The organism is Pseudoalteromonas agarivorans (genome assembly GCF_024518735.1).
In the GTDB taxonomy this organism is placed as follows: Bacteria; Pseudomonadota; Gammaproteobacteria; order Enterobacterales; family Alteromonadaceae; genus Pseudoalteromonas; species Pseudoalteromonas atlantica.
On sequence record NZ_JANIGJ010000007.1, the window covers coordinates 14610 to 39459 of the forward strand.

The window sequence follows — 24850 nt, forward strand, 5'->3', positions numbered from 1 at the left end:
CCCGTGTTGAGCAATTTACCGGTCATATTTTTAATGGGCCCAACCGCAGCTGGTAAAACGGCGTTGGCAATTTCACTGTGTGAGCACTTAAATACAGAAATAATCAGCGTTGATTCAGCGTTAGTGTATAAAGGTATGGACATAGGTACGGCAAAGCCCGATGCAGAAGAGCTTGCTCGTGCTCCGCATCATTTAATTGATTTACTCGATCCGAGCGAAACCTATTCGGTCGCCGATTTTAGACGTGATGCGATAAAAAAAATTGATGAATTCCATCAACAAGGTAAAGTACCAATATTAGTGGGTGGCACCATGATGTACTTTAAATCTTTAATTGATGGATTATCGCCACTGCCAGAAGCCTGCCCAGTCGTTAGAGCAGAGCTTGAATCGCAAGCAAAACAATTTGGCTGGCCACATTTACATCAAGAGCTGGCTAAAGTAGATCCGCAAGCGGCCGACAAAATAAGTGAAAATGATTCACAAAGAATAAATCGAGCTTTGGAAGTTTACCGTATTAGTGGTAAAACAATGACTGAATTGCAAAAGCAAAAGCAGCCAACGTTACCTTATACTTTTCATCAATTTGCGATTGCGCCTGATGATCGCAGTGAATTACATCAGCGAATTGAAAAAAGGTTTAAAATAATGATAGAACAGGGGTTTGAAAAAGAAGTTTCGACCCTATATCTACGTAAGGATTTACACCCCAATATGCCTTCTATTCGTTGTGTAGGTTATAGACAAATGTGGGATTATCTTGCGGGTGAAGTAGACCATGATGAGATGGTTTTTCGCGGCATTGCTGCAACGCGTCAACTGGCAAAACGTCAGCTAACGTGGTTACGGAGTTGGCCTGATGTTACTTGGTTAACAACAGACGATGAAGAAAACTTGCATCGCGTAGTAAGTTCGCTAAGCTAGTAGTAGTTGCGAATTATTTAATTAAATAAGTTCAGCTACTTAAATTATAATAACACCTAGAACGAAGGAACAATAACATGGCAAAAGGCCAATCGTTACAAGACCCATTTTTGAATGCACTACGTCGTGAGCGCATTCCAGTATCAATCTTTTTGGTAAATGGCATAAAATTACAAGGTAAAATTCAGTCATTTGACCAATTTGTTATTTTACTTGAAAACACTGTAAACCAAATGGTGTATAAACACGCAATTTCAACAGTTGTACCTGCTCGTGCAGTCAACTTCCAAGGTGTTCAAGGGAGCGATGACACTGAAGAGCAAGAACCAGGAAATATTTAATTAGGAGCGTAATGCTTGTTTGACCGCTATGAATCCGGCGAACAGGCAGTCTTAGTTCATATCGACTTACCTAAAGATGGCGATCGTGAAGATCTTCATGAATTAGAGTTGTTGGTATCTTCTGCTGGTGTTAGTAGTTTGGCGGTTGTGCAAGGCAGCCGCCAAGCACCACATCCGAAACTATTCGTCGGTACCGGTAAAGCAGAAGAAATAGCTGAGATTGTCAAAATCCACAATGCAGATGTTGTCATCTTTAATCATCAATTAAGTCCGTCTCAAGAACGTAATTTAGAGCGCGTTTGCCAATGTCGTGTACTTGATAGAACAACACTTATTCTTGATATTTTTGCCCAAAGAGCCCGTACCCACGAAGGTAAGCTACAAGTAGAGCTTGCTCAGCTTAGGCATATGTCTACTCGGTTAATCCGAGGGTGGACTCACCTTGAACGCCAAAAAGGGGGAATAGGTTTACGAGGCCCAGGCGAAACACAGCTTGAAACCGATAGACGTTTATTGCGCGCGCGCATTAAAAATATTCGTGCCCGATTAGCCAAAGTGGCTGTACAACGCGAGCAGGGTAGACGTGCGCGTACGCGTAACGAAATTCCTACCGTGTCGCTTGTAGGGTATACCAATGCAGGTAAATCAACCCTGTTTAACCGTATAACAGACTCAGATGTATACGCAGCGGATCAGCTTTTTGCCACGCTTGACCCAACACTACGTAAACTTGATATAGGTGATGTTGGTTCGGTTATTTTGGCCGATACAGTGGGATTTATTCGCCACTTACCGCATGACTTAGTGGCAGCCTTTAAAGCAACACTAACAGAAACGCGTGAAGCCGACCTACAGTTACATGTAATTGATGTGGCAGACCCACGCAGACGCGAAAACATAGAGGAAGTACAGTCGGTTTTAAAAGAGATTGAAGCTGATGAAGTACCGCAATTATTAGTTTATAACAAAATTGATGCGCTTGATGATGTAAGCCCACGAATTGATCGGGATGACCAAGGGCAGCCTATAAGAGTATGGTTATCTGCACAAACCGGCGAAGGGTGTGAGCTACTTAGCGAAGCAATAAGTGACCTGCTTGCTAAGAAAATGCTTAGTGGTACGTTATTACTTGCCCCTCAATATGGCCGCTTAAGAGCGTCTTTATTTAGCTTAAGTGCAGTCCATGAAGAGCGCTTTGATGAACATGGTAACTGGTTGTTGGATGTACGTATACCTATGGTTGAATGGAACCGATTAATTAAAGAGTTTGGTCCTGAAATTGAGGGTTTTATCAATCGCGATTAAAAATTGGCATATAAATGTCGGTTTTTGTATGAGAAACGCGGTAGATTTGATAGATTTAACACAATTTCCTAATTTATTTAGATAACAATGGAGTATAGCTATGGCCTGGAATGAACCGGGTAATAATGGCAATGACAAAGATCCGTGGAACAATAAAGGCGGACGTGATCAAGGCCCACCTGATTTAGACGAGGTGTTCCGTAAGTTTAGCAACAAGTTAGGCGGCATATTTGGCGGTAAAAAATCCGGCAATAATAGTGGCGGTGGACTTGGCGGAGCCGGTATTTCATTTATCCTCATTATCGCCGCAATTGTGTGGGCGTTAAGTGGTATTTATACGGTTAAAGAAGCCGAACGTGGTGTGGTACTGCAATTTGGTAAGTATGACCGTATTGCAGAGCCAGGCTTACGCTGGAAAATGACCTTTATTGAAACGGTTATTCCAGTAGATATTGAAGCTGTACGTTCATTATCTGCATCTGGGTTTATGCTAACGGAAGATGAAAACGTGGTAAGCGTTGAGTTTGAAGTGCAATACCGTGTTATTGACCCGTACCTTTACAAGTTTAGCGTAACTAATGCTGATAACAGCTTAGAAGAAGCGCTTGATAGCGCGTTACGTTACGTTGTTGGCCATGCAAAAATGGACCAAGTACTGACTAATGGCCGTGAGGTTGTTCGTCAAAATACGTGGGATGAGCTTAATAAAATCATCGAACCGTATAACTTAGGTTTAATTGTGACCGATGTGAACTTTAAAGATTCACGTCCACCAACTGAAGTAAAAGATGCATTTGATGACGCTATTGCCGCACAAGAAGATGAAGAGCGTTTCATCCGTGAAGCAGAAGCGTATGCACGTGAAATTGAACCGCGCGCGCGTGGTCAAGTAACACGTATGACGCAAGAAGCAGAAGGTTATCAAGAACGCATTACACTTGAAGCACAAGGTGAAGTGGCTCGTTTTGAAAAGCTATTACCTGAGTATCAAGCAGCTAAAGAAGTAACGCGCGAACGTTTATACATTGATGCTATGGAAGAGGTGCTTAGCAGCAGTTCTAAAGTCATTGTTGATGTTAAAGGCGGTAACAACATGATGTACTTACCACTTGATAAAATTATGGAAAAGCAAGGCACTGCAACACGTGTAGCTTTACCAAGCTCAAGTGATATTCAAGATTTACGCAATAAAGTAAATACATCACGAAATAGCACTGTGAATAGCGGTAATGACCGTTTTAACAGTGATCGCTTTAACAATAACGGGAGATAAGCGTAATGAAAAACTTTAGTTTAGTCATACTATTAGCTGCCATTGTTATGTCTTTCTCTGCGGTATTTGTAGTACCTGAAGGGCAAAAAGCGATTGTGTTGCTATTTAGCAAAGTTGAAAAAGACAGTGAAGACAAAGCCGTTGTATACAGCCCAGGCCTTCACTTAAAAGTACCATTTTTTAGCCAAGTACGTCGTATTGATGCACGTATTCAAACGCTAGATGGCACGCCAGACCGCTTTGTAACAAGCGAGAAAAAAGACTTAATTGTTGATTCGTTTGTTAAATGGCGCGTAAACGACTTTAGCGCATTTTACCTTCGTGCTCGTGGTGATAAGCAATACGCTGAAACACTACTAAAGCAAAAAGTTAATAATGGTCTGCGCACTAACTTTGGTACGCGTACTATTCGCGAGATTGTATCGGGTGAGCGTAGTGAGCTAATGGAAGAGGCGTTAGTACAAGCTTCTGAAAGTGCGCGCGAGTTAGGTATTGAAGTACTTGACGTGCGTGTTAAGCAAATTAACTTACCACAAGAAGTGAGTAGCTCTATTTACCAACGTATGCGCGCTGAGCGTACTGCTGTTGCAAAAGAGCACCGCTCGGAAGGTCAAGAAAAAGCAGAAACTATTCGTGCTAATGTTGACCGCCGTGTAACGGTAATGCTTGCTGATGCAGAGCGTAATGCGCGCTCAGTACGTGGTCAAGGTGATGCAGAAGCTGCCGCTATTTATGCTAAAGCATACAACAAAGATCCAGAGTTCTTTGGTTTTGTTCGTTCTTTAGAGGCGTATAAAAAAACCTTTAAAGATAAACAAGATGTTATGGTACTTTCACCAGATAGTGACTTCTTTAAATATATGAAAGGCGCTGCAGCGCAATAAGCGATGCCTTAATCATTTAAAAAGTTATAAAGCCCCGCCTATGCGGGGCTTTTTGTTAAGCATAATTTAAAACTTTAAATTACTGTTATATATGTGGTTATTTAAAAAGTGTGATGGCCTAAAAAATACGCGCAGAAAAAATAAGCTGAACAGGGGTGATCTTTACTTCCGTTTTCTGGTAAAATCTCGTCCTAATTTTCTCGAAGTGAATTTACAATGGGTAAAAACGTTGTTGTATTAGGCACCCAATGGGGTGACGAAGGTAAGGGTAAGGTTGTTGATCTCCTTACAGACAAAGCATCTTTAGTAGTTCGATACCAAGGTGGCCACAATGCGGGTCATACTTTAGTTATTGACGGTGAAAAGACAGTTCTACACCTTATTCCATCGGGTGTATTACGTGACAATGTTAAATGTGTGATTGGTAATGGTGTGGTTTTATCACCAGAAGCGCTAATGAAAGAAATTGGCATGTTAGAAGAGCGTGGCGTACCTGTACGTGAGCGTCTTTTAATTAGTGAAGCATGTCCGTTAATTCTGCCTTTCCATGTTGCATTAGATGTAGCTCGCGAAACTGCTCGCGGCGACAAGCCAATTGGTACAACTGGCCGTGGTATCGGTCCTGCGTACGAAGATAAAGTAGCCCGTCGCGGTTTACGCGTAGGTGACTTATTCAATCCAGAATTATTCGCAGCTAAACTAAAAGAAGTACTTGAATACCATAACTTCACTTTAGTTAACTACTACAAAGTAGATGCTGTTGATTTCCAAAAAACGTTTGATGATGCAATGGCTGTTGCAGACATCTTAAAAGCAATGGTTGTTGATGTAACTGAGCTTTTAGATCAAACACGTTTAGCGGGCGAACACATTTTATTTGAAGGTGCACAAGGTACATTACTTGATATCGATCACGGTACTTACCCTTATGTAACCTCTTCAAACACCACTGCTGGTGGCGTTGCGACTGGTGCTGGTTTTGGTCCATTAAACCTTGACTACGTGTTAGGTATTATTAAAGCGTACACTACACGTGTTGGTTCTGGTCCTTTCCCTACAGAGCTTTACGATGGCCTTGAAAAACAAGACCCAGTGGGTAAGCACTTAGGTGATAAAGGTCATGAGTTTGGCGCGACAACAGGTCGTTTACGCCGTACTGGTTGGTTAGATGCTGTGGCAATGCGCCGCGCAGTTCAAATCAATAGCATCTCTGGTTTTTGTTTAACTAAGTTAGATGTTTTAGATGGTTTAGAAACGCTTAAAATCTGTACTGGTTACCAGCTTGAAGATGGCACAGTGACTAATGTAACGCCATTAGCTGCTGAGGGTTACGAGAAAGTAACACCAGTATATGAAGAGATGCCAGGTTGGTCTGAAAACACAGTTGGTGTAACTAGCCTTGAAGGCTTACCAAAAGCTGCGATTGACTACATCAAGCGTATCGAAGAAATCACAGGTGTACCTGTTGATATTATTTCTACCGGCCCAGATCGTGTAGAAACAATGGTACTTCGCAACCCGTTTGCTTAAATCACCATTAGTTTAAAAAAAGCTGCTTTTTGCAGCTTTTTTTATGCCTAAAATTCACCTTGGAACGATCTTTGTATATTATTTGATAAGTTTTATTTTATACGTGGTAAACATGCGCCTATCTACCTGTAACACTTTTCTAGCGTCTTTGCTCACTCTGTTACTTTTATCTATAAGTAGCAATGTGTTAGCTGAAGAAACGCCTGCTGCGGTGCCGCTTTATACCGAACCGGAGCTGATTGCACTAATAAATAAAAATACACATTTGCAGCGTGTAAAGGCAGACGATTGCCAATTAGTACAAGATATAGAGGCAAGGGCCAATAAAATGGCGCTGCCATCTTACCAATTTTTATATGGCGATATGCTGGCATATAACGTGTGTGTTGAACGCAATGTGGAATTAGGTGTGTACTACATGCGTAAAGCGGCTGAACAAGGCTTAGCGGCTGCATTAGAGCAGCTTGGACGTTATTACGACACGGGTCGCTTAGTGCAGCAAGATAAAGCTATGGCCATTACCTACTTACGAGAGGCCTCAGCGCAAGGGAACTTAAAAGCACAGCTAAGGCTGGTTAAGCTTTTTAATGCAGGCTACGGAAGCCCACGTGACTTTGAAGATGCGTATCGCTGGTTATTCAATGCCATGGTGGCAGATAAAGCAACCCATAAAAAAATTGAGCGTGCGCTTAGCTTACTCGCTAAAAAAATGCCCGACAGCGTTGTTGCCCGCGCCCGATTGCCCATGTAAGTGCCGATAACGCACGCTATTTATATAAAATAAAAAAGCCCTAATATTTAATTAGGGCTTTTTTGCAATAACCAAAAGAGGTTAGCTCTCTTCTTTATTTTTTGTTTTAGCGGGGTCTTTTAACACCGACATTTTTGGCGGCTGAAGTGCAAATATACGCTCTCCCTCTTGCGGTGGCTTTTCCATATTACTGGTAAATGGGCGAAGCTTAACTGGCGTATCGTCGTCGTTGTCTTTATCACCTTTTAAAATAAACAACGGGATCGCTTCAGGGTTCATCTCTTGGTATTTTTCCCAATCAAATTCTTCTGAAATACGCGTCGCACTTACTTTACCGCCTTTAGCAATAATACTGCTTAGGCGAGCGTAAGAGCCATCTTCACCAAACAAAATTTGTCTAGATAGGAATGTTGCACTGTCTTTGTTTGCTTTAGCATGCGAGGTAGATGAGCGCAGTGAAAATACATTTTTTTCATTCAACAAGTGAGAAAAATATTGTACACCAAGCGCATTATGGTGGCGGTTTGGTGAAAGTGCTAATACCGTTCTTATTGTTGTGAGCGGCAAGTAACGCTCAGCATGCTCTGATTGTGGGTTACCATAATAACAGGCAAGGCCGTCCATACGAGCCATTTTACAGTTCTCCCATGCGGGGTCTGAGAGATGAACAGGAATGCTTTGCTCTTGTAAGCCTTTACCTATAGCGCGAGATACATGGTTTGCACCAATAATCAGTATGGTATTTGGAGAAGGTTGGCGCACGCCCAATAGCTTAGCAACAGGAATAGCAGTTAAGCTTTGCAATACCACAGTGATGATAATAACGGTAAATATTAACGGCACCATTTTTTCTGCATCAGCTACGCCAGCTTCCATCATACTTAGCGCAAATACCGAGCCAACAGCAGCTGCAACAATACCTCTAGGGGCTATCCACGATAGCACCAAGCGCGATTTCATTGGCAAGTCAGTACCAAAAGTAGATATGGCAATACACAATGGACGCGCTATAAATAACACCACTGCAAGGAATATAAATACGTCGCTGTCTAACATCATCAAGTCAGAAAGCTGTAGCCGTGCAGCAAGTAAAATAAACAGTGATGATATTAAAATCATCGATAAGTCTTCTTTAAACTCAAGTACAGAATCGATTTCTAAATCATTTTGGTTAGCAAGCCAAATACCAAATACGGTAACAGCTAATAATCCCGATTCGTGACTTAAGTGATTAGATACCGAAAAGCTAATAAGCACCAAGGCAAGTATGCCAAATTTATGTAACTCGAACGGTAGCCATTCACGGCGCATAAGCTGTGTGGTGATCCAGCCCGCAACAACACCGATAGAAAGCCCCACGCCGACTGTTTTAACAAGTGCAACAATAGTGTGGCTAAGCACTTCTCCTTGGCCTACCAACATGACTGCTTCAAATACAAGCACAGCAAAAAGAGCACCGATTGGGTCAATTACAATGCCTTCCCATCGTAATATTCGGTCAATATCTTGTGTTGGGCGCATCGAATTAAGTAAAGGGGCGATTACCGTAGGCCCTGTTACTACTAGCACAGCGCCTAATACTGCAGCCACCCGCCAGTTAAGCTCCAGTAACCAATAGGCACTTAAGCTTATTACCACACAGGTGGTGATCATGCCGATAGAGCACAGGTTGCGTACGACCTTACTTATGCCTTTTAATTCTCTAAAGTGCAAAGTAAGGGAGCCTTCAAATAAAATGACAGCCACGCTCAGTGACACAACAGGAAATAATAAATCACCCAGTAAAGCATCAGGGTCTAATACACCACTAAACGGCCCTAGCAATAAACCGGTAAGCAATAAGAACAAAATAGCGGGTACTTTAAACGCCCACGCTACCCATTGGGCAAGCACCGAACAAAGTGCGATACCGGCTATATAAATTGCTGACATAAATTAAGAATTCCTTATTTATCACAATGTGAAAAGTATAACTTTTGTTAAATATTAATACAGGGGTATACACGTGAAATGTTTAATTTGCTAATAAAATTTTAGCGCTTAATACAAAAATTGTAGGTTAAACTTATTGATTTATTTATAAAAATTGAATTAAAACACAAAAATAAATATAACTCTTTGATTTTAAATGATTAACCGCATGAAGGTGAGGCGAAGATCTACATTAGAGTGATTTTTAGCCTTGATCTTACCCCTTGAAATGTCGTATTATATTTAGAGTTCAAACAATTAGTCATCTAAATATAATTTTGCAAAATAACGGTAAGTATTAATACTAGCGTCATATTTGCCCTGTAATAATAGATTTGTACGCTATTATTACCATTAATTAGTAGCTATTGTATTATTGAATATCTTGGTATGGTTTTTTCAAACAAGTTTATTTAAGCAATTAAGTAAATAAATGTTTGAGTTGAACTATTACTTTCAATGTTTAGCTCCCATCGTGGCGGCTAAATCTCGGTCCTTAAGTCATCACCCTATCTGTTGGTGTATCTGACTTTAGAGGCTCTATGTATGTTGTTAACAAAAAGGCCGCACACAGCTTTTTACAGCGATACATAAACAACACTTTTTATCTTTATATTTAATAGACCTCCATTTATTTTGGTTGGTGCTGTTTCATGTCTTTACAAATCTAAAAGCAATTTTAGGTCGTGTATTTGCGTGCGTTTAAAAAGTGTATAAACAAACAACCTATTCGAAATTGCGTATTTTATACGCAATTACCTAGTTTTAGTTCACACTATGTGAATGCAGATAAAATGGAAAGTTGAGATTTTATGCAAAAGTTAAATTGGCGTCGTATTGTTTTAAAAGTAGGTAGTGCTCTAATTGCTCCAGATCAAGATGGGTGCCGTTCACGCTACATATTAACCATTGCGCAATTTATTGTTCGCTGTCGTGCTCGTGGTATTGAAGTTATTTTAGTATCTTCAGGCTCAGTAGCTGCAGGCTCACACTTATTCCCATCTGACATTCCACGTTCAGTTGTGATGAAAAAAGCGATGGCAGCAGCAGGTCAAACTGAAATGATGGCCATGTGGGATCGCTTTTTCGATTTTCCATCAGCGCAATTATTGTTAACCCATGGTGATTTACGTGACCGTGAGCGCTATGAAAGTATTCGCGAAACTATTTTTACTTTGCTAGAGCATGGTGTACTGCCTATCATTAACGAAAATGATGCTGTAACAACTGATGACTTAAAAGTAGGTGACAACGATAACTTATCAGCCATGGTAGCGGCGGCCGCTGATGCCGATGCATTAATGATTTTTTCTGATGTAGATGGGTTGTATGATAAAAACCCAAATTTGCACGACGATGCAGTTTTACTGCCTGAAATAAAATCAATTGATGAGTCTATTTATGCTATGGCAGGATGTGCTACAAGCTCTGTAGGAACCGGTGGCATGAAAACCAAAATTGAAGCTGCTGAAAAAGCAACGTCTCACGGTATTGCTACTTATATTATTAATGGCTTTAAAGAAGAAACCTTTAATAGATTATTGGCAGGTGACAACCCTGGTAGTGTTTTCCTTCCTTATGAAAAACCAATGCAAGAAGCTGTGCACTGGATGACGCATACAGCCAATGAGCAAGGTGAAGTAGTCGTAGATGGCTCGTTTGATGAGTCTCTTGAAGGTGAAAACGGTTGCATACGGGGCGACGAAATAATGGAAGTTCATGGTGAGTTTGCCATTGGCGATACCATTTTAGTTAGAAGCGAGGATGGCACACGTTTAGCAAAAGCCACCGCAAATTATAGTAGTTGCTTGTTAAGCTTTATTGCAGATAACGAGCAAAGTGAATTTAGCGAAAAAATGCAGGATTCTATTGGTCCTGTTATTTCAGAAAAAGATATCGCATTATTGGAGAAGTCATGAGTTTGATTACGGATATTTCACGCCAGGCAGCAAAAGCTGCAAACACACTTGCTTTACTCGACACCGAGACCAAAAACCAAGTGTTAACCGAAATGGCGGCAGCATTACGCGCAGAAAAAGCATTTATAATTAAAGAAAACGAAAGTGATTTAAGCGCAGCACGCGATAATAACTTAGCCGCTTCGATGATCGACCGCCTAACGCTTAACGAAGAGCGCATTGAAGCAATGGCAGAGGGTATTGAAGTTATTGTAAGTTTAGATGATCCAGTCGGTCAGCTACGCGACATTACAGAGCGCCCAAATGGCATTAAAATACGTAAAATGCGTGTGCCATTAGGTGTTGTATGTATGATTTACGAAGCGCGTCCTAATGTAACTGCGGATGCTGGCGCATTGTGTTTTAAATCGGGTAATGGTGTTATTTTACGCGGCGGTAAAGAAGCCCTTAAAAGCTCACAAGCCATTGCGAGTGTAATGCACGGTGTACTTGAAAAACATAACTTACCTAAAGCGCTGATCTCAGTTATTCCTGATCCAGACCGTGCATTGCTTATGGAGCTAATGCAGCAACGCGAAAGTATTGATTTAATCATCCCTCGTGGTGGCGAAGGCTTAATTAACTTTGTTACAGAAAATAGTACTATTCCTGTTATTCAGCACTTTAAAGGGGTGTGTCATTTATACGTAGATAAAGATGCCGACTTAGAGGTTGCACTTAATTTACTATTAAATGGTAAAACACAGCGCACAGGCGTATGTAATGCGCTTGAAGGGCTAGTGGTTCACCAAAACGTTGCTGATGAATTTTTAAATTTATGTGCCGTTGTATTGCGCCAAGAAGGTGTGAAAATTAATGCAGATGAGCAAGCCGCAAAATACTTTGATAACGCAACAGTACTTGCTGATAATGAATTTGGTGAAGAATACTTAGATTTAGAAATTGCTATTCGTGTAGTACCAAGCTTTAGTGCTGCTGTGGAGCATATTGCTCAATTTGGTTCAAACCACACTGAGGTTATTTGTACTAAAAACGATACTGCGGCTGAGCTTTTCCAACGCAGTGTTGATGCATCGGTAGTAATGGTAAATGCATCATCGCGTTTCTCAGATGGCTCGCAATTAGGGTTAGGTGCTGAAATTGGTATAGCTACAACTAAGCTACATGCTTATGGTCCTATGGGGCTTGAATCACTTACAACTGAAAAGTATTTAGTTAATGGCGAAGGCCAAGTACGTAAGTAATATACTTCACATATAAAAAACGCCGATTGTTTAATCGGCGTTTTTTTATGCATTTTGCAAAGTATGCTTTAGTTTTTCTAACCAGCTTTCTAATGGCTCAGGCCGGTGCAGATGGTACCCTTGTAGGATAACCTCAGGGTACTCTTGTAATAAGTCAAAGTGCGATTGATTCTCAACTCCTTCCGCTACCACTTCTAATTGAAACAACCTGCCAAGGCTGACAATCATATCAATAATTAATTTATCGTTGTTATCAGTGGGGGCTTCAAGTACAAATGAGCGATCTATTTTTAGCTCATGAATAGGTAACTGTTTTAAGTAGGTTAAACTTGAATAGCCCGTGCCAAAGTCATCTATTGATACACGTACGCCCAGCTTTTTAAGGTAGTGTACGGCTTCAATGGCCGCTTCCATGTGATTAAGTAACGTCCCCTCTATTATCTCAATGGTGAGTTGCTGAGGATTAATATCAACACTTTTAATTTGTTGGCTTATAAAGTTTAAAAATCGCGGTTCATGAAAATGGCGACCGCTTATATTTACCGAAATATTCAAACTTGGGTGGCTGTATTTAAGCTTGGTAAGTAAATTAAGTGCATTAGTCGTAACCCAGCAGTCTAATTCAAAAATAACATCAGATTCTTCAGCTATTGATATAAATTCACATGGGCTTATAAAGCCTTTTTGAGGGTGATTCCAGCGCAGCAGTATTTCTGCGCCTTTTAACGTTTGCTTACTATCAAATTGCGACTGCAAAAATATGGATAGCTCATTTTGATGAATGGCTTTTCTTAAGTCTTGTTCAATTTCAAAACGTCGTTTAGCCTGCTCGCCAAATGTGGTATCAAAAAATGTAACTCTGTTTCCGCCTTTTTCTTTGGCTTTATAGCAGGCTGCTTCACAATTTCTGATTGTCTCAATAGCACTTTCCCATACATCGTCACGCGGGAAAATATAAGTGCCTATACTAATTGTTAAGCTAACCTCTTGCCCATCAACGTCAAAAGGGTGGTTGACTGCGTTTAAAAGCTCTTGCGCTTTGTTTTCAGCAATAGATTGCGCACGTGTACGCCCAACTCCTTTATCTACGCTACATAAGGCGGCAAATTCATCACTGCCTAAGCGTGCAATAATATCTTTTTTATCTACATTGGCATGAATACGCTGAGCAAGCTCCTTTAAAATATTATCCCCTGCTAAAAGCCCTAAGCCATCATTAATAGAGTGGAAGCTGTCAATGTCGATAATATAAATATAGGCACATGTTTTATCGCTACTGCAATCTTGTAGTTGCTGTTCTAATTGCTTTAAAAAACCGTTACGGTTTGGCAGCTTAGTAAGCTCATCATGCCAAGTTAGGTAATCTATGCGCTCTTGCGTTACCTTTACGCTTGAAATATCACTAAAAACGCCAATGTAGTGAATGTTGGTGTCTTGCTCGCTTTTAACCTTACTAAGCGTTAATAACTCGGGGTATAGCTCGCCATTTTTTCTTCGTGTTACAAGTTCACCGCTCCAGTAGCCAGCTTCGTTAGCATGTTTCCATACTTCATCAAAGCTAATACTTGGGTGGTTATTTTGTTTGATCTCTTTTAAGTCCATTTCCAGTGATTCAGCTTCACAATAGCCGGTAATTCTACAAAATGAAGGATTAACAGCGATAATCTTGCCATCGCTATTAGTAATTACAACACCATCGGCGGTACTGGTAAGTGCTTGATAAAATAACTTTTGCTTAGATGAAAGCTGCTTAAGCTCTTCCTCACGTTGGCTTAACTCTTTTGCAAGGGCTTCTATTTCGAGTAATTTGTCGTGTAAGTCAAAGTTTTTTTCGATGAGTCTGTCAAGCATGCCTTGCGAAGTAATGTGTGTACGTATACGTGCTCTTACCAACGCTAATTTATAAGGTTTGTGGATATAATCAATGGCACCCATTGCAAAGCCTTTTTCTTCAGATTCTTCTTCGGTCAGTGCGGTAACAAAAATTATAGGAATGCCTTTGGTATTTTGCTTTGCTTTTAATCTTTTACATACTTCATAGCCGTCCATGCCTGGCATCATAATATCGAGTAAAATTAAATCTGGGCGTGTGGATTCAACAAATACAAGCGCTTGTTCACCACTTGTTGAAATGCGTACATCGTAGTCTGCAAGTAAGCCTTCAACTAATACATGTAAGTTGCTTGGTTCATCATCAACAATGAGTATCAAAGGCTTTCGCGGTTGAGTTACTACAGCTTCATTATTGTTATCCAGAAAGGTTGAATGCACACTAAATCCTTATTCTTAAGTTACCCCTTAAAGTTAGTTTATAGTTGCCATAATTGTCTAGTTTTTATAGTTATTTCTGTATATATCAATAAGTTTAATCACTAAAGCGTAGTTAAAGTTATCTATAGCCTCTTTTAGCTTGTGTAATGGATGGGAATGATCGAATTTTTGTGGTTCTATTTCTCTAATTAGATTGCTGGGAATAGGGCGAGAAGATAACGCTAAAGAATAAATTTCATCAATTGGTGTATCTGAATTTTGCACTGAGCTTATAGCTTCTGGCTGAGGTTTATAGGTATTTGTTATCAGTAACTGTCTGACGGCATAAAGTGCTAAAGTCAACTGTTCATTAAAAGCGCTAAAGTCAGTTTGTACGCCATTGCTCAGTTCTAACTCTACTTTTTTTACGTTTTGTTCTAGTAGCTCCAACCCTAGAGTACCGGTTAGGCCTTTCAAACTATGCATTTCTCTTGCTAACGCTTTGTAATCATTGTTTTTAGATAGCTTTACAGCTACCTCCATAAAGTCGCTGTAGTCAGCATTAAATTTAGTGAAAATAGAATTAATGAGTTCATCATTATTTTCAAGATTTTCTCTTGCGACAGTGAGGTTTAATGTGCTTAAAGAGTGTGCCTTTGCTAAATGTTTTTCCATGGTGTCGCAAAGCAGGCCAAATAATAACGGTTTTACCAAATAGTCATCCATGCCTGCTCTAATAGCGGCTTTTTTATCATTAGAAAATACAGCTGCAGTTACAGCAACAATAGGCGTTGTATATCCCCTTTGACGCAGTATTCGCGTCGCTTCTAGGCCATCCATAACTGGCATTTGAATATCCATAAAAATAATATCAACTGCGTTTTCTTCTACTTTAATGAGTGCTTCCTCACCATTACTTGCAGAGATAACAGACATATTCATTTTAGTTAATAGTGCTTCGAGAATCTCTTGGTTTACAGGGTTATCGTCTACTGCAAGTGCGGTAAAACCGGTAAACTGTGGGTAAGTCTCGCCTTCTTTAAGCTGTGTAGAGTCGGGTAATAATAAGCGCATTAATTGAGATTCAGTGTGGATATTACCAATTGTTATAATGTCAATATGATCGCTATCGGGAACTGCCTGCGGGTGCTCTTGATCGTTAATGAGTAAAATAAGCAGCAGCTTATGTTTATTTTTTTGTTTTTGTAAGTACAGTTGCTGCAAAATAAAATTCTCTTTTAGTTCTTTGTGTGACAACGTCATGATCACAATATTAAAAGGGTTACTCGGTTGAGACATTTTTGCAATTGCACGCAACGGCTCTTGGGTAATTTCTGCAGTAATATCAGCGCTACTTAATAACTTAGTGAGTGATTTTATTTGCTCAGTATCGGGAGTAATTAGTAAGGCATGCTTTTTAAGCGCTTCTTTGCTCGTCATTTTAAACGGTAGTGTAAAATAAAACTCACTCCCGACGTGGGGTGTGCTGCGTACTTGTATTTCGCCGCCTAGTAACTTGGTTAGTTGCTTACAAATAGTTAAACCTAATCCGGTGCCGCCATATTTACGTGTTGTACTGGAATCGCCTTGGTAGAACGAGTCAAAAATTGAGGCGGTTTGCTCAGGCGTCATGCCTATGCCAGTGTCTTTAATACCAAAGCGTAACTGTATTTGCTGCTCATCTTGTGTTGTGGCTTCAATTGTTACAGTTACTTCACCGCGATCTGTAAATTTAATGGCATTACCTACACAGTTATTGATAACTTGACTCAAGTGCAGTGGATCGCCCATCAGCTCAAGCCCTGCATCAACATGCAATACAAAATTAAGGCGCAACCCTTTTTGTTTCGCATTTACCGAAAATAAATTTTTTACATTAGAAACCACGGTATGCAAAGTAAAAGGGATTGATTCAAGCTTTACTTTATCAGACTCAAGCTTTGAAAAGTCGAGTACGTTATTAAGTATTTGCAGTAAGTTTTGAGCACTTGAAAACGCTTTATCTGCATAGTGTTTTTGTTTTGCTGGAAGAGCGCTGCTTTGTAAAAGCTGCAGCATGCCTAAAATACCGTTCATTGGAGTGCGTAGCTCATGGCTCATATTAGCTACAAAGTCACCTTTCGCTTGGTTGGCATTTTTTGCTTGGGTGATGGCAAGTGTAAGCTCTTTATTCATTAATTCCATTTTAGAATTAAGCGCTTGGGTTTCTGCTAGTAGTTCTTTTGTTTGTTTATTTTTTAAATACAGCGCATTAGCGGCGGTAATAACCGAGTTAATTTCATTTTGATGATGCTCATCACTATTTAGTGTTACTTGCTTTTCATTACTCATATCATTTAACAGCTTAGTTAATTTCGCAATGGGCTTAATGACAGAGTTAAATATAAAAAAGGTAATTACTATTATGATAACAGTGATCAGCGCGGCAAAAAGGTTGGCCATTTCGGTACTTTTTAATACGTGGTCTCTTAGCTGCTGCTCGGTCTGGGAGAGCTTTTGCTTCTCTACATCCCTAATTTTTTCGGCTAGGTAAAGCAGCTCGTTTTCTATTCCTGTTAAAACTACATTTATCGAAAACGTATAGCTGCGGGTTAAAATAACTAATTGGCTATACGCTTGCTCAAGCTTGCCAGTATTATTAAGTAGGTTAACATTAGCGGTTTCAATACTCGCCAGTAGGGTATTTAAGTGTGCTAGGTTATCTTGCACATTTTGTGCTTCATCATAATTTGGCTTGTGTAAATAATTGGTTGTTGCTTGTTCTATATTGCTAATAGTTAAAAGGGTATTCACTATTTTATTTTGCTTGTTGGTTAGCGTGTTTTTTTTAAGCTCATTAAGTTGTGCTTTTAGCGCTTCAATAGGTTGTTTGAACTGTGTAATGTACAGCTGCTCTCGTTTGGTTCTGTTAACGACTACGCGATTAAATGTATCTTGGTAATTATTTAAGTACTCGTTAAGGCGCTTTATATTGTTTTGATAGTTTTCGTCATACTCATTTAAATGTGTACTTAGCGTATCTAAATCCATTTTTGCAGCATTTAAGTGCACATTAAACTTTTCAATGGTATTGCTATTAGCATGATCTAGATAAGCAATAGCTTGGCTTTGTAAAGAAATTACATCGTTTTCTAAACGGGTAACGGACTCGCTTTGTAATAAAGCTTTGTGCTGCGCATTTTGCAGCTCAAAAAGTGATTTTTGCGAATAATTGAATAGGTAACTTTGCAAAATTAATAAAGTAATTAATACGCATAGAGCAATTATTATTTTTGATTTTATTGAACGGGTTATCATTATCTGCTTATTAACTCATACCATTTTTGCAAACTGTAATCGTAAGTCGGCATAACGCTATTCCAAACAGCTACATTGCTTAAGCGTTTTAAATAGCTACCACCATTTCGCTGCTCGCCGGCTTTTACTGCGACTTGTTTTTGGGTGTTTAGTAAGTCAACCGTAGTGGGCTTGCCTAAGTACCAGTAGTCCCATTCACTTGGTGAAAGCATTGCTTTTGAGCGCTGTGGATTACTAATGTAATACCCTTGGCGAGCAATAAATGCGCCGGCCCATCCCGAAAGCCACCAGTTCATGTAATCGTATGCGGCATCTTTTTGGTTATTATTAACCTGTGACGATAAGCACATTACCCCATGCCAGCCACGATAGCCCTCTTTTGGGGCGGCAAATCGCACATTAACATTTTGACTATTGAGCGCGGCCACAGCGGGGGAAAACATACTTTCTATGTGCACGCGTTGGCTTTTCATAAATTCAACAGACTCTGGCACCGAGTTCCAATAACCTGCAAAATGCCCTTGGCGTTTATAGTCAATTAAAATACTAAATAAACGGTCAAGCTCGGAGCGAGTAATCGCACCAATATCTTTAAATGTTATTAACCCTTTGCTTTGTGCTGCCAAGGCAAGGTCAAATAAGCCAATTGTGGGTGCATTTACAATGCCTACTTTACCTCGGTGGGCATCATCAAGTAACCAGCCCCAACTTTCAGTTTCGTAGGCAATGCCAGGTTTTATCTTAGCGGTGTTATAGCCAAAAGAGTCAACATTATGTACATAGGGCAAAAAGCTAATGTAATCGCTTTCATTTGCGCTTAGTGTGCCGTCCTCTTGTACATTGAGTAATTTATAAGGAGCGTCGCCTGCACCTAATTTTGCATCGGGGGTGAGCTTCCCCGTTTTGGTTAGAGAATTTATTTCATTAAAGTAGGTTAGCCGTTTTTTTTCTATGGGCTGAATAGACCCCGCCCGCCAAAGTACATTAATACTGTTTGACCATTGCTCGTATAAATCAAATGAGCCAGGGTCCATGGAGGCTTTTTGTAATACGGCAGCACTACCGGCAGGGGAAAATTCTATATTTATGCCTAAATCAAGCATTGCTTGTTTACGAATGGCTTCTTGTAGCGTGACATGTGTTCCTAAGACTCTTAGGGTTACTTTTTTTCGGGCAAAAACATAAGGTACATGAGTAACTACGCCCGCGGTTAAACCGATGATAGCGAGCTTTTTTAATGTGGTGCGTTTAGGGGTATCCATTGTTTAAGCCAAAAGTATCACTGCTACAGATGAGATAATTTATAGCCAACAAAGACTAAACAAACAAGGAATGCGCAAATATAAAAGTTATTGTGTAGAAGATAAAAGAATAATAAGGCGATGAAAAATAGGAAGTAATAGAAGAGTAGGAAAATGGTGGAGCTAAGCAGGATCGAACTGCTGACCTCCTGCGTGCAAGGCAGGCGCTCTCCCAGCTGAGCTATAGCCCCACATTCCTAAATTACATAGTTGTAATTACTTGGCTGCTGAGTTCCAAGCGGGGTGAACTTTAAATATTTTTATAAATTTGGTCAAGTATTTTTTAGCAATATTTAACTGTTATCGTTTATTTTTGATAGACTCGAGAAAAATACCTCGCGAAACGACAAAAACAATGAAAAAAAGTATCTGTATACTTGCTTTGCTACTTGCAGGGTGTGCCAGTAATGAAGCGCCTCCTTATGAAATAAATAACAAGCAGTTTTATGAGAACGTGGATGAGCAAGGTAACAAAATATTTGCTTATGTTGTATCGGTAAAGGCTGAGCATCGCAGTAACATAAACTTAAATAACGGCGGGCGAGGCGAAAAAAGACCGAGCCGCTCTGATGTAAAACGTTACATAGAACAAGAACACTTCGAAGACTCTAGTGTATTAAAACTTAAGCTTGAAGATGAAGCCGTCAGGTTTTTAAACGAAACCCTCAGTGAAAATAACTATTGTGAAAATAAACACGAAATTACACAAGTGCTATGGCGTGACTTAAGTGTGCAGTTAAGAGGGCGTTGTTTGTAGTATGTTGGCCGATAAAGCAAAGCTTGCGCAGTTGTTAGCGCAATTAGGTATAAATTACGATGTAATAGAACACCCTGCGTTACATACCAGTTTAGATGCTGATGCATTTATGGTGGAGCGCCCAGGTACGCGACTTAAAAACTTGTTTTTGCGTGATAACGAGGGCAAAAAGCACTTTTTAGTAATTACCGCACACGACAAACAGCTCGATTTAAAAACCCTATCTAAGCAACAGGGGCTTTCTCGGTTGGGGTTTGCCTCTAGCGAGCGGTTAGCACGTTATTTAAAAGTAGCGCCCGGGTGTGTGTCTATGCTTGCTTTAGCAAACGATAAACAAAGCAATGTTACTTTGTGGCTTGATCAAGATATTTGGTTTAACGAGCTGTTTCATTGTCACCCGTTTGAAAACACTCAAACTTGGCTGCTTACAAAAAATGATTTAAATACCTTTTTTGAGCATACAGGGCATCAGCCTCGGGTAATGTTTTTACCTTCTCGATAGCCTAAAGTGACTAAGACTAAACCAATAAAACACACACTCAGTAAGCAAAGCATAAATGCAGTTTGCCCTGAGTGTTGATAAACAATACCTGGCAATAACGAGCCCAGCGCCCCACCACTATAATAAAACGATACATACCCGCCATTTGTTACACTTGCAGGCGCTTTGCTAATCTTGTTAACAAGCGGAGCAGCGCTTGAGTGTATAACAAACATAGCAGCACAAAATAACGTAAACGCGATTAAAAACACACTCAGTTGCTGGCTTATAAGTAATACAATGCTTAAGTTATACACGATAAAAACCGCAGCAAGTAAATGCCAAGCTGAAGGCACTTTTTTAGCAAGCCAAGGTGTTGCAATAGATGCTAAAGCACCGATTAAGTAGCCGCTGTACACTAAGCCAATATCGCGTGTGTTTGTAATTAAAAAGGTGTTTTGCAAAATAAATGGTAGGTAATTTAATAAGGCTGCAAAGCAAAAAAACATACAAAAAACGGCGCCATACAATTTTAGTACTGCCGCATCTTTTAGCTGCTTAATATACGTTAACGGCGTAAGTACTGATTGATTAGATACCACAAAGCCCGTGGGCTTTATACTTATAGCCAGGCCAATAAGCACAATCGAAATAACATAATAAAAACTTTGCCAATGCCATACATCACTAAATAAAGCGGCTAATACTCGGCCAAAGTAGCCCCCAGCTATGGTACTGCCTATGTATAAGGTCATATTTTTTTGTAAGGCATCTGCGCTGTAACGTATACCAATAAAGCTTGTCATCGCGGTGAGCGCGGCAGGTAAGGTTAAGCCTTGTATAAAACGCACCAAAAGTAATAGCTCAAAACTTGGCGCTACTGTAAACAGTATGCAGCTCAACCCTAAAATAAACATAGCAATACGTAAAATAATAAGCGGGTTTTGCTTGGCTAAAAATAGCCCATAAACCAAAGGTGCAATTGCTAAAGGCAGCATGGTTACGCTCATTAAGCTGCCGGCAAGCGCAGGGGAGACGTTAAATTCGCTAGCAAATAAGCTCAATAAAGGCTGAGGTGCGTACAGCACAAAAAATATAAACACCGAGCAAATAAGTAAATGAGCAAAACGCATTGTAAGGCTTAAAACATAAGCTGATAAGTTAGCCAAAGTATATGAAAAATGGCTTATATTTCATAGGTTAAATCATTAACAATTGCGCTAAATCAAAGTGTATATGCAGCCCTTTGCTAGATTAATGCTAATAGCACTGTTATTTGTACTCGTTGGTGATTAAAATAAACCTAATATAAGTTTTTAGTGGAACAAAGCCATGGGTTCATTACAAGACCAATTGCTGCAAGCAGGGTTAACAACATCGCACAAAGCTAAAGTTGCTAAGTCAGAAAAACGTAAGCAACAAAAAAAGCAAAAAAAAGGGGCTACCAGTAACCCAAGCGATCTGCAAAAGCACATACAGCAAACTAAATTAGAGCAGCAAAAAAAGGCTGAAGAACTTAACCAGTCGCGCCAAGAAGAGCTTAAGCAACGTGAGCAAGTTGCTCGTGTTAAGCAAATACTTGAGCACCATAACCAAGACTCTATCCGCGGTGAGCGTACCTTTAATTTTACTTACGATAACAAAGTAAAAGGGATAGACGTAAACGAGAAAACCCAAAAAGCGTTATCGGGTGGTCGTTTAGCTATTTGTGTACTGGAAGGGCAGTTTTACGTACTCGATGATGAGCCGGCGCGTAAAGTCGCAGAAGTTGATGAAAAGTACATTGTTTTTCATGTTGAGCCTGAAAACAAACCAAAAGATGAAGACGACCCATATGCAGACTTTGAAGTACCAGATGATTTAGTATGGTAAGTGTCTGTTCAGTATTGTTTGCTAAAGTTAACAACAATGGCTGAAAACGTAGTCATGTTTGTTTGATCGCCTAACGTAAATTGATACGTATGCTTTTTACTAGATTGTTTACTACAATCAATAGACTATTTTCTAACCGTCAAAAAGAAGAGTGAATATAATGAGCAAGATGAAAGCACTAATAGTAGGCGCGGGTATTAGTTTAGCCGCAAGTTTTTCGTTTAACGCCGCCGCTGCTGATGGCGAAGCCCTTTACACCCAAAAAATGTGTCAAACATGTCACGGTGCAGAAGGTAAAGCACCTATTATGGGCGCATACCCTAAAATTAATGGTCAAAACAAAGACTATTTAGTGGCCCAAATGAAAGATATTAAATCGGGCGCGCGTAGCAATGGTATGACTGCCGCAATGAAAGCAATGGTTGCAACGGTAACGGACGAAGAGTTTGAAGCAATTGCTGACTACCTTTCAAAGGTAAAATAAAGCACCGCGTTTAAAAACGTATTATCGTTTTAAATTAAAGCGCAGCGTAAACAGCCACACAATTGTGTGGCTGTTTTGTTTGTGTTTGCTATAAAATTAATACTGCTTTAGACTTCTAAACATCTATTCGTACTTGTGTTGTTGTACGTATTTTAAAAGGCTGATTATGATTGATTTACCCCAACTAGATTTAAAAAATAAAGTGTCGGAGCAAGAGTGGCAATTGCGCGTAGATTTAGCAGCTTGCTACCGATTAGTAGAGCATTTTCGTTGGGGGGATTTAATATACACGCATTTATCGGCACGTTTACCTGGCACTGATCACTACCTTGTAAATGCGTTTGGCTTAACGTTTGACGAAGTAACTGCATCAAACCTAGTAAAGGTTGATTTGCACGGCAATATTATTGACGACACCCCCTTTAGCATTAACCCGGCAGGTTTTACTATTCATAGCGCAATTCACGAAGTGCGTGAAGATGCTCATTGTGTTATTCACTTACATACTAAAGAAACCATTGCCGTTGCTACACAAAAAAATGGCCTATTGCCACTAAGCCAATACTCTATGTTTTCGCTCCCTTCACTGTCGTACCATGGCTATGAAGGGCTGGCTGTAAATGATGACGAGCGCAAAGTATTACAAGATGATTTAGGCAATACCAATCATATGCTATTGGTAAATCATGGTGGTTTAACTGTAGGCCCAACCGTAGGCGATGCCTTTATGCGTTTTTATGACTTGCAACGTGCCTGCGAAATTCAGCTTGCATTACAAGCCAGCTCACAAGAGGTTATTCCGGTGCCGCAGCCAATTATCGACAATATTTATAACCAAGCTAATGTGGTACATAGCGGCAGCACAGGTGGGCAATTAGCGTGGCCTGCCATGTTACGAAAAGCGTACCGACTTGATCCCAGTTTTGCACAATAGCCTGCGTGGCTAATAAGGAATTTTAATGAAAGTAAATCGCGTAGAAGTATTTGATATTCATTGCCCAGAGCGTCCAGCCTGGACGCCGGTTTTTGTACGTATTCATACCGATGAAGGTATTAGTGGTGTAGGTGAGGCTGGTTTAGCTTACGATTTAGGCCACAGCGCAGCAGCAGCAATGATAAAAGAAATGGCTGATGCTTTTTTAATTGGGCACGACCCGTTTCAAACCGAAAAGTTATGGTCGCGTATGTTACGCGAAAGCTTTTGGGGTTTAGGTGGCGGCCCTGTTGTTTATGCAGCAATGAGCGCCATAGATACAGCACTTTGGGATATAAAAGGTAAAGCACTTGGTTTACCGGTATACCAATTACTGGGCGGCAAAGTAAACGATAAGCTACGTACTTATGCATCGCAGCTACAGTTTGATTGGGACAGCGAATTTAAAGCGTTAGTACAACCGCAAGAATACGCAGAAGCGGCGTTAAAAGCGATTGGCGAAGGTTATGATGCAGTAAAAGTTGACCCTATCCAATACGATAAAGACGGTAATACGTATTACGACCGTACTAAAATAATTTCTCGCGCTGAAATGAAGCTATACCGAGCTCGTATGCAAGCTATACGTGAAGCAGTTGGTGACGAAGTGGATATTATTTTTGAGTGCCACAGCTTACCTGGCGCGACCTCTGCTATACAAATTGGTGAAATAGCCGAAGAGTTTGATTGCATGTACTACGAGGAGCCAGTTAACTACTTAAACCATTCTTTACATGCAAAAGTAGCTGATAAAGTGGCAGTGCCAATTGCAGGCGGTGAGCGTTTATACAACCGCTGGGGTGTGCGCCCTTATTTAGAAGATCAAAGCATTGATGTACTACAACCCGATATCGGTTTATGTGGTGGCTTTACTGAAACTAAAAAAGTATGTGACTACGCCGATATTTTTGATGTGCGTATTCAGGCGCATGTATGTGGCGGGCCTGTTGCTACAGCTGCATCGCTTCATTTAGAAACCGCTATTCCTAACTTTTTGATTCATGAGCATCATACTTATGCCATTAAAAAGTGGAACCGAGAGCTGTGCTTACAAGATCCACAACCAAAAAATGGCTTTTTTGAAGTATCAGAAGAGCCAGGCTTAGGCATTGAATTAAATGATGAGATTGTTATGCGTTCGCAGCGTGTAGAAATTAAATAATTTAAGCTTTATTTAAAGAGCGTTATTTAAATGCTATTGTTTAAAGTAAAGGCCGGTAAGTGATAACTCACTTACCGGCCTTTTTATAGCTGTGTTTCTCTAATACCTATGAGCAATACCATTTGAATAGT

Annotated in this window: 20 protein-coding genes and 1 tRNA gene; 15 read left to right on the forward strand and 6 right to left on the reverse strand. The window is 40.1% G+C overall.

Features of this window, described 5'->3' with window-relative positions:
• The first annotated feature begins 6 nt into the window (after nt 1-6).
• The 7 genes from miaA (at nt 7) to NQT65_RS13190 (ending at nt 7008) form a co-directional block, all read left to right on the forward strand.
• Nucleotides 7-924: a tRNA (adenosine(37)-N6)-dimethylallyltransferase MiaA gene (gene miaA, locus NQT65_RS13160; RefSeq protein ID WP_096740243.1), complete on the forward strand. Its 918-nt coding sequence runs from the start codon at nt 7-9 to the stop codon at nt 922-924.
• A 77-nt stretch (nt 925-1001) separates the two neighbouring features.
• Complete coding sequence (hfq, locus tag NQT65_RS13165) at nt 1002-1265, forward strand: RNA chaperone Hfq (protein ID WP_004587665.1); 264 nt, start codon at nt 1002-1004, stop codon at nt 1263-1265.
• A gap of 15 nt (nt 1266-1280) precedes the next feature.
• Nucleotides 1281-2570 (forward strand): ribosome rescue GTPase HflX, encoded by a 1290-nt coding sequence (gene hflX, locus NQT65_RS13170; protein ID WP_256851353.1) that lies wholly within the window; start codon nt 1281-1283, stop codon nt 2568-2570.
• A 100-nt stretch (nt 2571-2670) separates the two neighbouring features.
• Nucleotides 2671-3843, forward strand: a complete 1173-nt coding sequence (gene hflK, locus NQT65_RS13175) for an FtsH protease activity modulator HflK (RefSeq protein WP_004587663.1) — start codon at nt 2671-2673, stop codon at nt 3841-3843.
• A gap of 5 nt (nt 3844-3848) precedes the next feature.
• Nucleotides 3849-4727, forward strand: a complete 879-nt coding sequence (gene hflC / locus NQT65_RS13180; RefSeq protein WP_004587662.1) for a protease modulator HflC — start codon at nt 3849-3851, stop codon at nt 4725-4727.
• A 216-nt stretch (nt 4728-4943) separates the two neighbouring features.
• Entirely contained in the window at nt 4944-6257 is a 1314-nt protein-coding gene (locus tag NQT65_RS13185; protein WP_004587661.1) for an adenylosuccinate synthase, read from the forward strand.
• Nucleotides 6258-6369: 112 nt separating this feature from the next.
• Complete coding sequence (locus NQT65_RS13190; protein WP_256851354.1) at nt 6370-7008, forward strand: tetratricopeptide repeat protein; 639 nt, start codon at nt 6370-6372, stop codon at nt 7006-7008.
• A gap of 81 nt (nt 7009-7089) precedes the next feature.
• Here the strand turns inward: NQT65_RS13190 and NQT65_RS13195 are convergent, their stop codons facing one another.
• Nucleotides 7090-8940: a cation:proton antiporter gene (locus NQT65_RS13195; RefSeq protein WP_024031470.1), complete on the reverse strand. Its 1851-nt coding sequence runs from the start codon at nt 8938-8940 to the stop codon at nt 7090-7092.
• Nucleotides 8941-9791: 851 nt separating this feature from the next.
• Here NQT65_RS13195 and proB point away from each other — a divergent pair.
• A complete protein-coding gene (gene proB, locus NQT65_RS13200) occupies nt 9792-10898 on the forward strand; it encodes a glutamate 5-kinase (protein WP_256851355.1) in 1107 nt (368 codons plus the stop codon).
• A complete protein-coding gene (locus NQT65_RS13205) occupies nt 10895-12142 on the forward strand; it encodes a glutamate-5-semialdehyde dehydrogenase (RefSeq protein ID WP_256851356.1) in 1248 nt (415 codons plus the stop codon). Before proB ends, NQT65_RS13205 begins: the two co-directional genes overlap by 4 nt.
• A 45-nt stretch (nt 12143-12187) precedes the next feature.
• On the opposite strand, the gene NQT65_RS13210 is transcribed toward NQT65_RS13205, so the two are convergent.
• The 4 genes from NQT65_RS13210 to NQT65_RS13225 form a co-directional block, all read right to left on the reverse strand.
• Nucleotides 12188-14413 carry a two-component system response regulator gene (locus tag NQT65_RS13210; RefSeq protein ID WP_256851357.1) on the reverse strand — a complete coding sequence of 742 codons (2226 nt, stop codon included), beginning with the start codon at nt 14411-14413 and terminating at the stop codon, nt 12188-12190.
• 57 nt (nt 14414-14470) lie between these two features.
• A complete protein-coding gene (locus NQT65_RS13215; RefSeq protein WP_256851358.1) occupies nt 14471-17689 on the reverse strand; it encodes an ATP-binding protein in 3219 nt (1072 codons plus the stop codon).
• Nucleotides 17689-18951: an ABC transporter substrate-binding protein gene (locus NQT65_RS13220; protein WP_256851359.1), complete on the reverse strand. Its 1263-nt coding sequence runs from the start codon at nt 18949-18951 to the stop codon at nt 17689-17691. The genes NQT65_RS13215 and NQT65_RS13220 overlap by 1 nt, the downstream gene beginning before the upstream one ends.
• Nucleotides 18952-19105: 154 nt before the next feature.
• Nucleotides 19106-19181: transfer RNA gene (locus NQT65_RS13225), tRNA-Ala, on the reverse strand.
• Nucleotides 19182-19345: 164 nt separating this feature from the next.
• Here NQT65_RS13225 and NQT65_RS13230 point away from each other — a divergent pair.
• The gene (locus NQT65_RS13230; RefSeq protein WP_024031465.1) at nt 19346-19747 is read left to right on the forward strand and encodes a putative periplasmic lipoprotein; all 402 of its coding nucleotides are present in this window, start codon (nt 19346-19348) and stop codon (nt 19745-19747) included.
• Nucleotide 19748: 1 nt separating this feature from the next.
• Nucleotides 19749-20249: a prolyl-tRNA synthetase associated domain-containing protein gene (locus tag NQT65_RS13235; protein ID WP_096042387.1), complete on the forward strand. Its 501-nt coding sequence runs from the start codon at nt 19749-19751 to the stop codon at nt 20247-20249.
• On the opposite strand, the gene NQT65_RS13240 is transcribed toward NQT65_RS13235, so the two are convergent.
• The gene (locus tag NQT65_RS13240) at nt 20216-21361 is read right to left on the reverse strand and encodes an MFS transporter (protein ID WP_256851360.1); all 1146 of its coding nucleotides are present in this window, start codon (nt 21359-21361) and stop codon (nt 20216-20218) included. The two genes, NQT65_RS13235 and NQT65_RS13240, sit on opposite strands and share 34 nt — an antisense overlap.
• A gap of 199 nt (nt 21362-21560) precedes the next feature.
• On the opposite strand from NQT65_RS13240, the gene NQT65_RS13245 reads away from it, so the two are divergent.
• The 4 genes from NQT65_RS13245 to NQT65_RS13260 all read left to right on the forward strand — a co-directional run bounded on the left by NQT65_RS13245 (nt 21561) and on the right by NQT65_RS13260 (nt 24719).
• Complete coding sequence (locus tag NQT65_RS13245; protein ID WP_004587650.1) at nt 21561-22100, forward strand: DUF2058 domain-containing protein; 540 nt, start codon at nt 21561-21563, stop codon at nt 22098-22100.
• Between the two features lie 160 nt (nt 22101-22260).
• Nucleotides 22261-22584, forward strand: a complete 324-nt coding sequence (locus NQT65_RS13250; protein ID WP_004587649.1) for a c-type cytochrome — start codon at nt 22261-22263, stop codon at nt 22582-22584.
• Nucleotides 22585-22750: 166 nt separating this feature from the next.
• Nucleotides 22751-23518 (forward strand): class II aldolase/adducin family protein, encoded by a 768-nt coding sequence (locus NQT65_RS13255; RefSeq protein ID WP_024031462.1) that lies wholly within the window; start codon nt 22751-22753, stop codon nt 23516-23518.
• A 25-nt stretch (nt 23519-23543) separates the two neighbouring features.
• Nucleotides 23544-24719: a mandelate racemase/muconate lactonizing enzyme family protein gene (locus NQT65_RS13260; RefSeq protein ID WP_054983246.1), complete on the forward strand. Its 1176-nt coding sequence runs from the start codon at nt 23544-23546 to the stop codon at nt 24717-24719.
• Nucleotides 24720-24850: the final 131 nt, after the last annotated feature.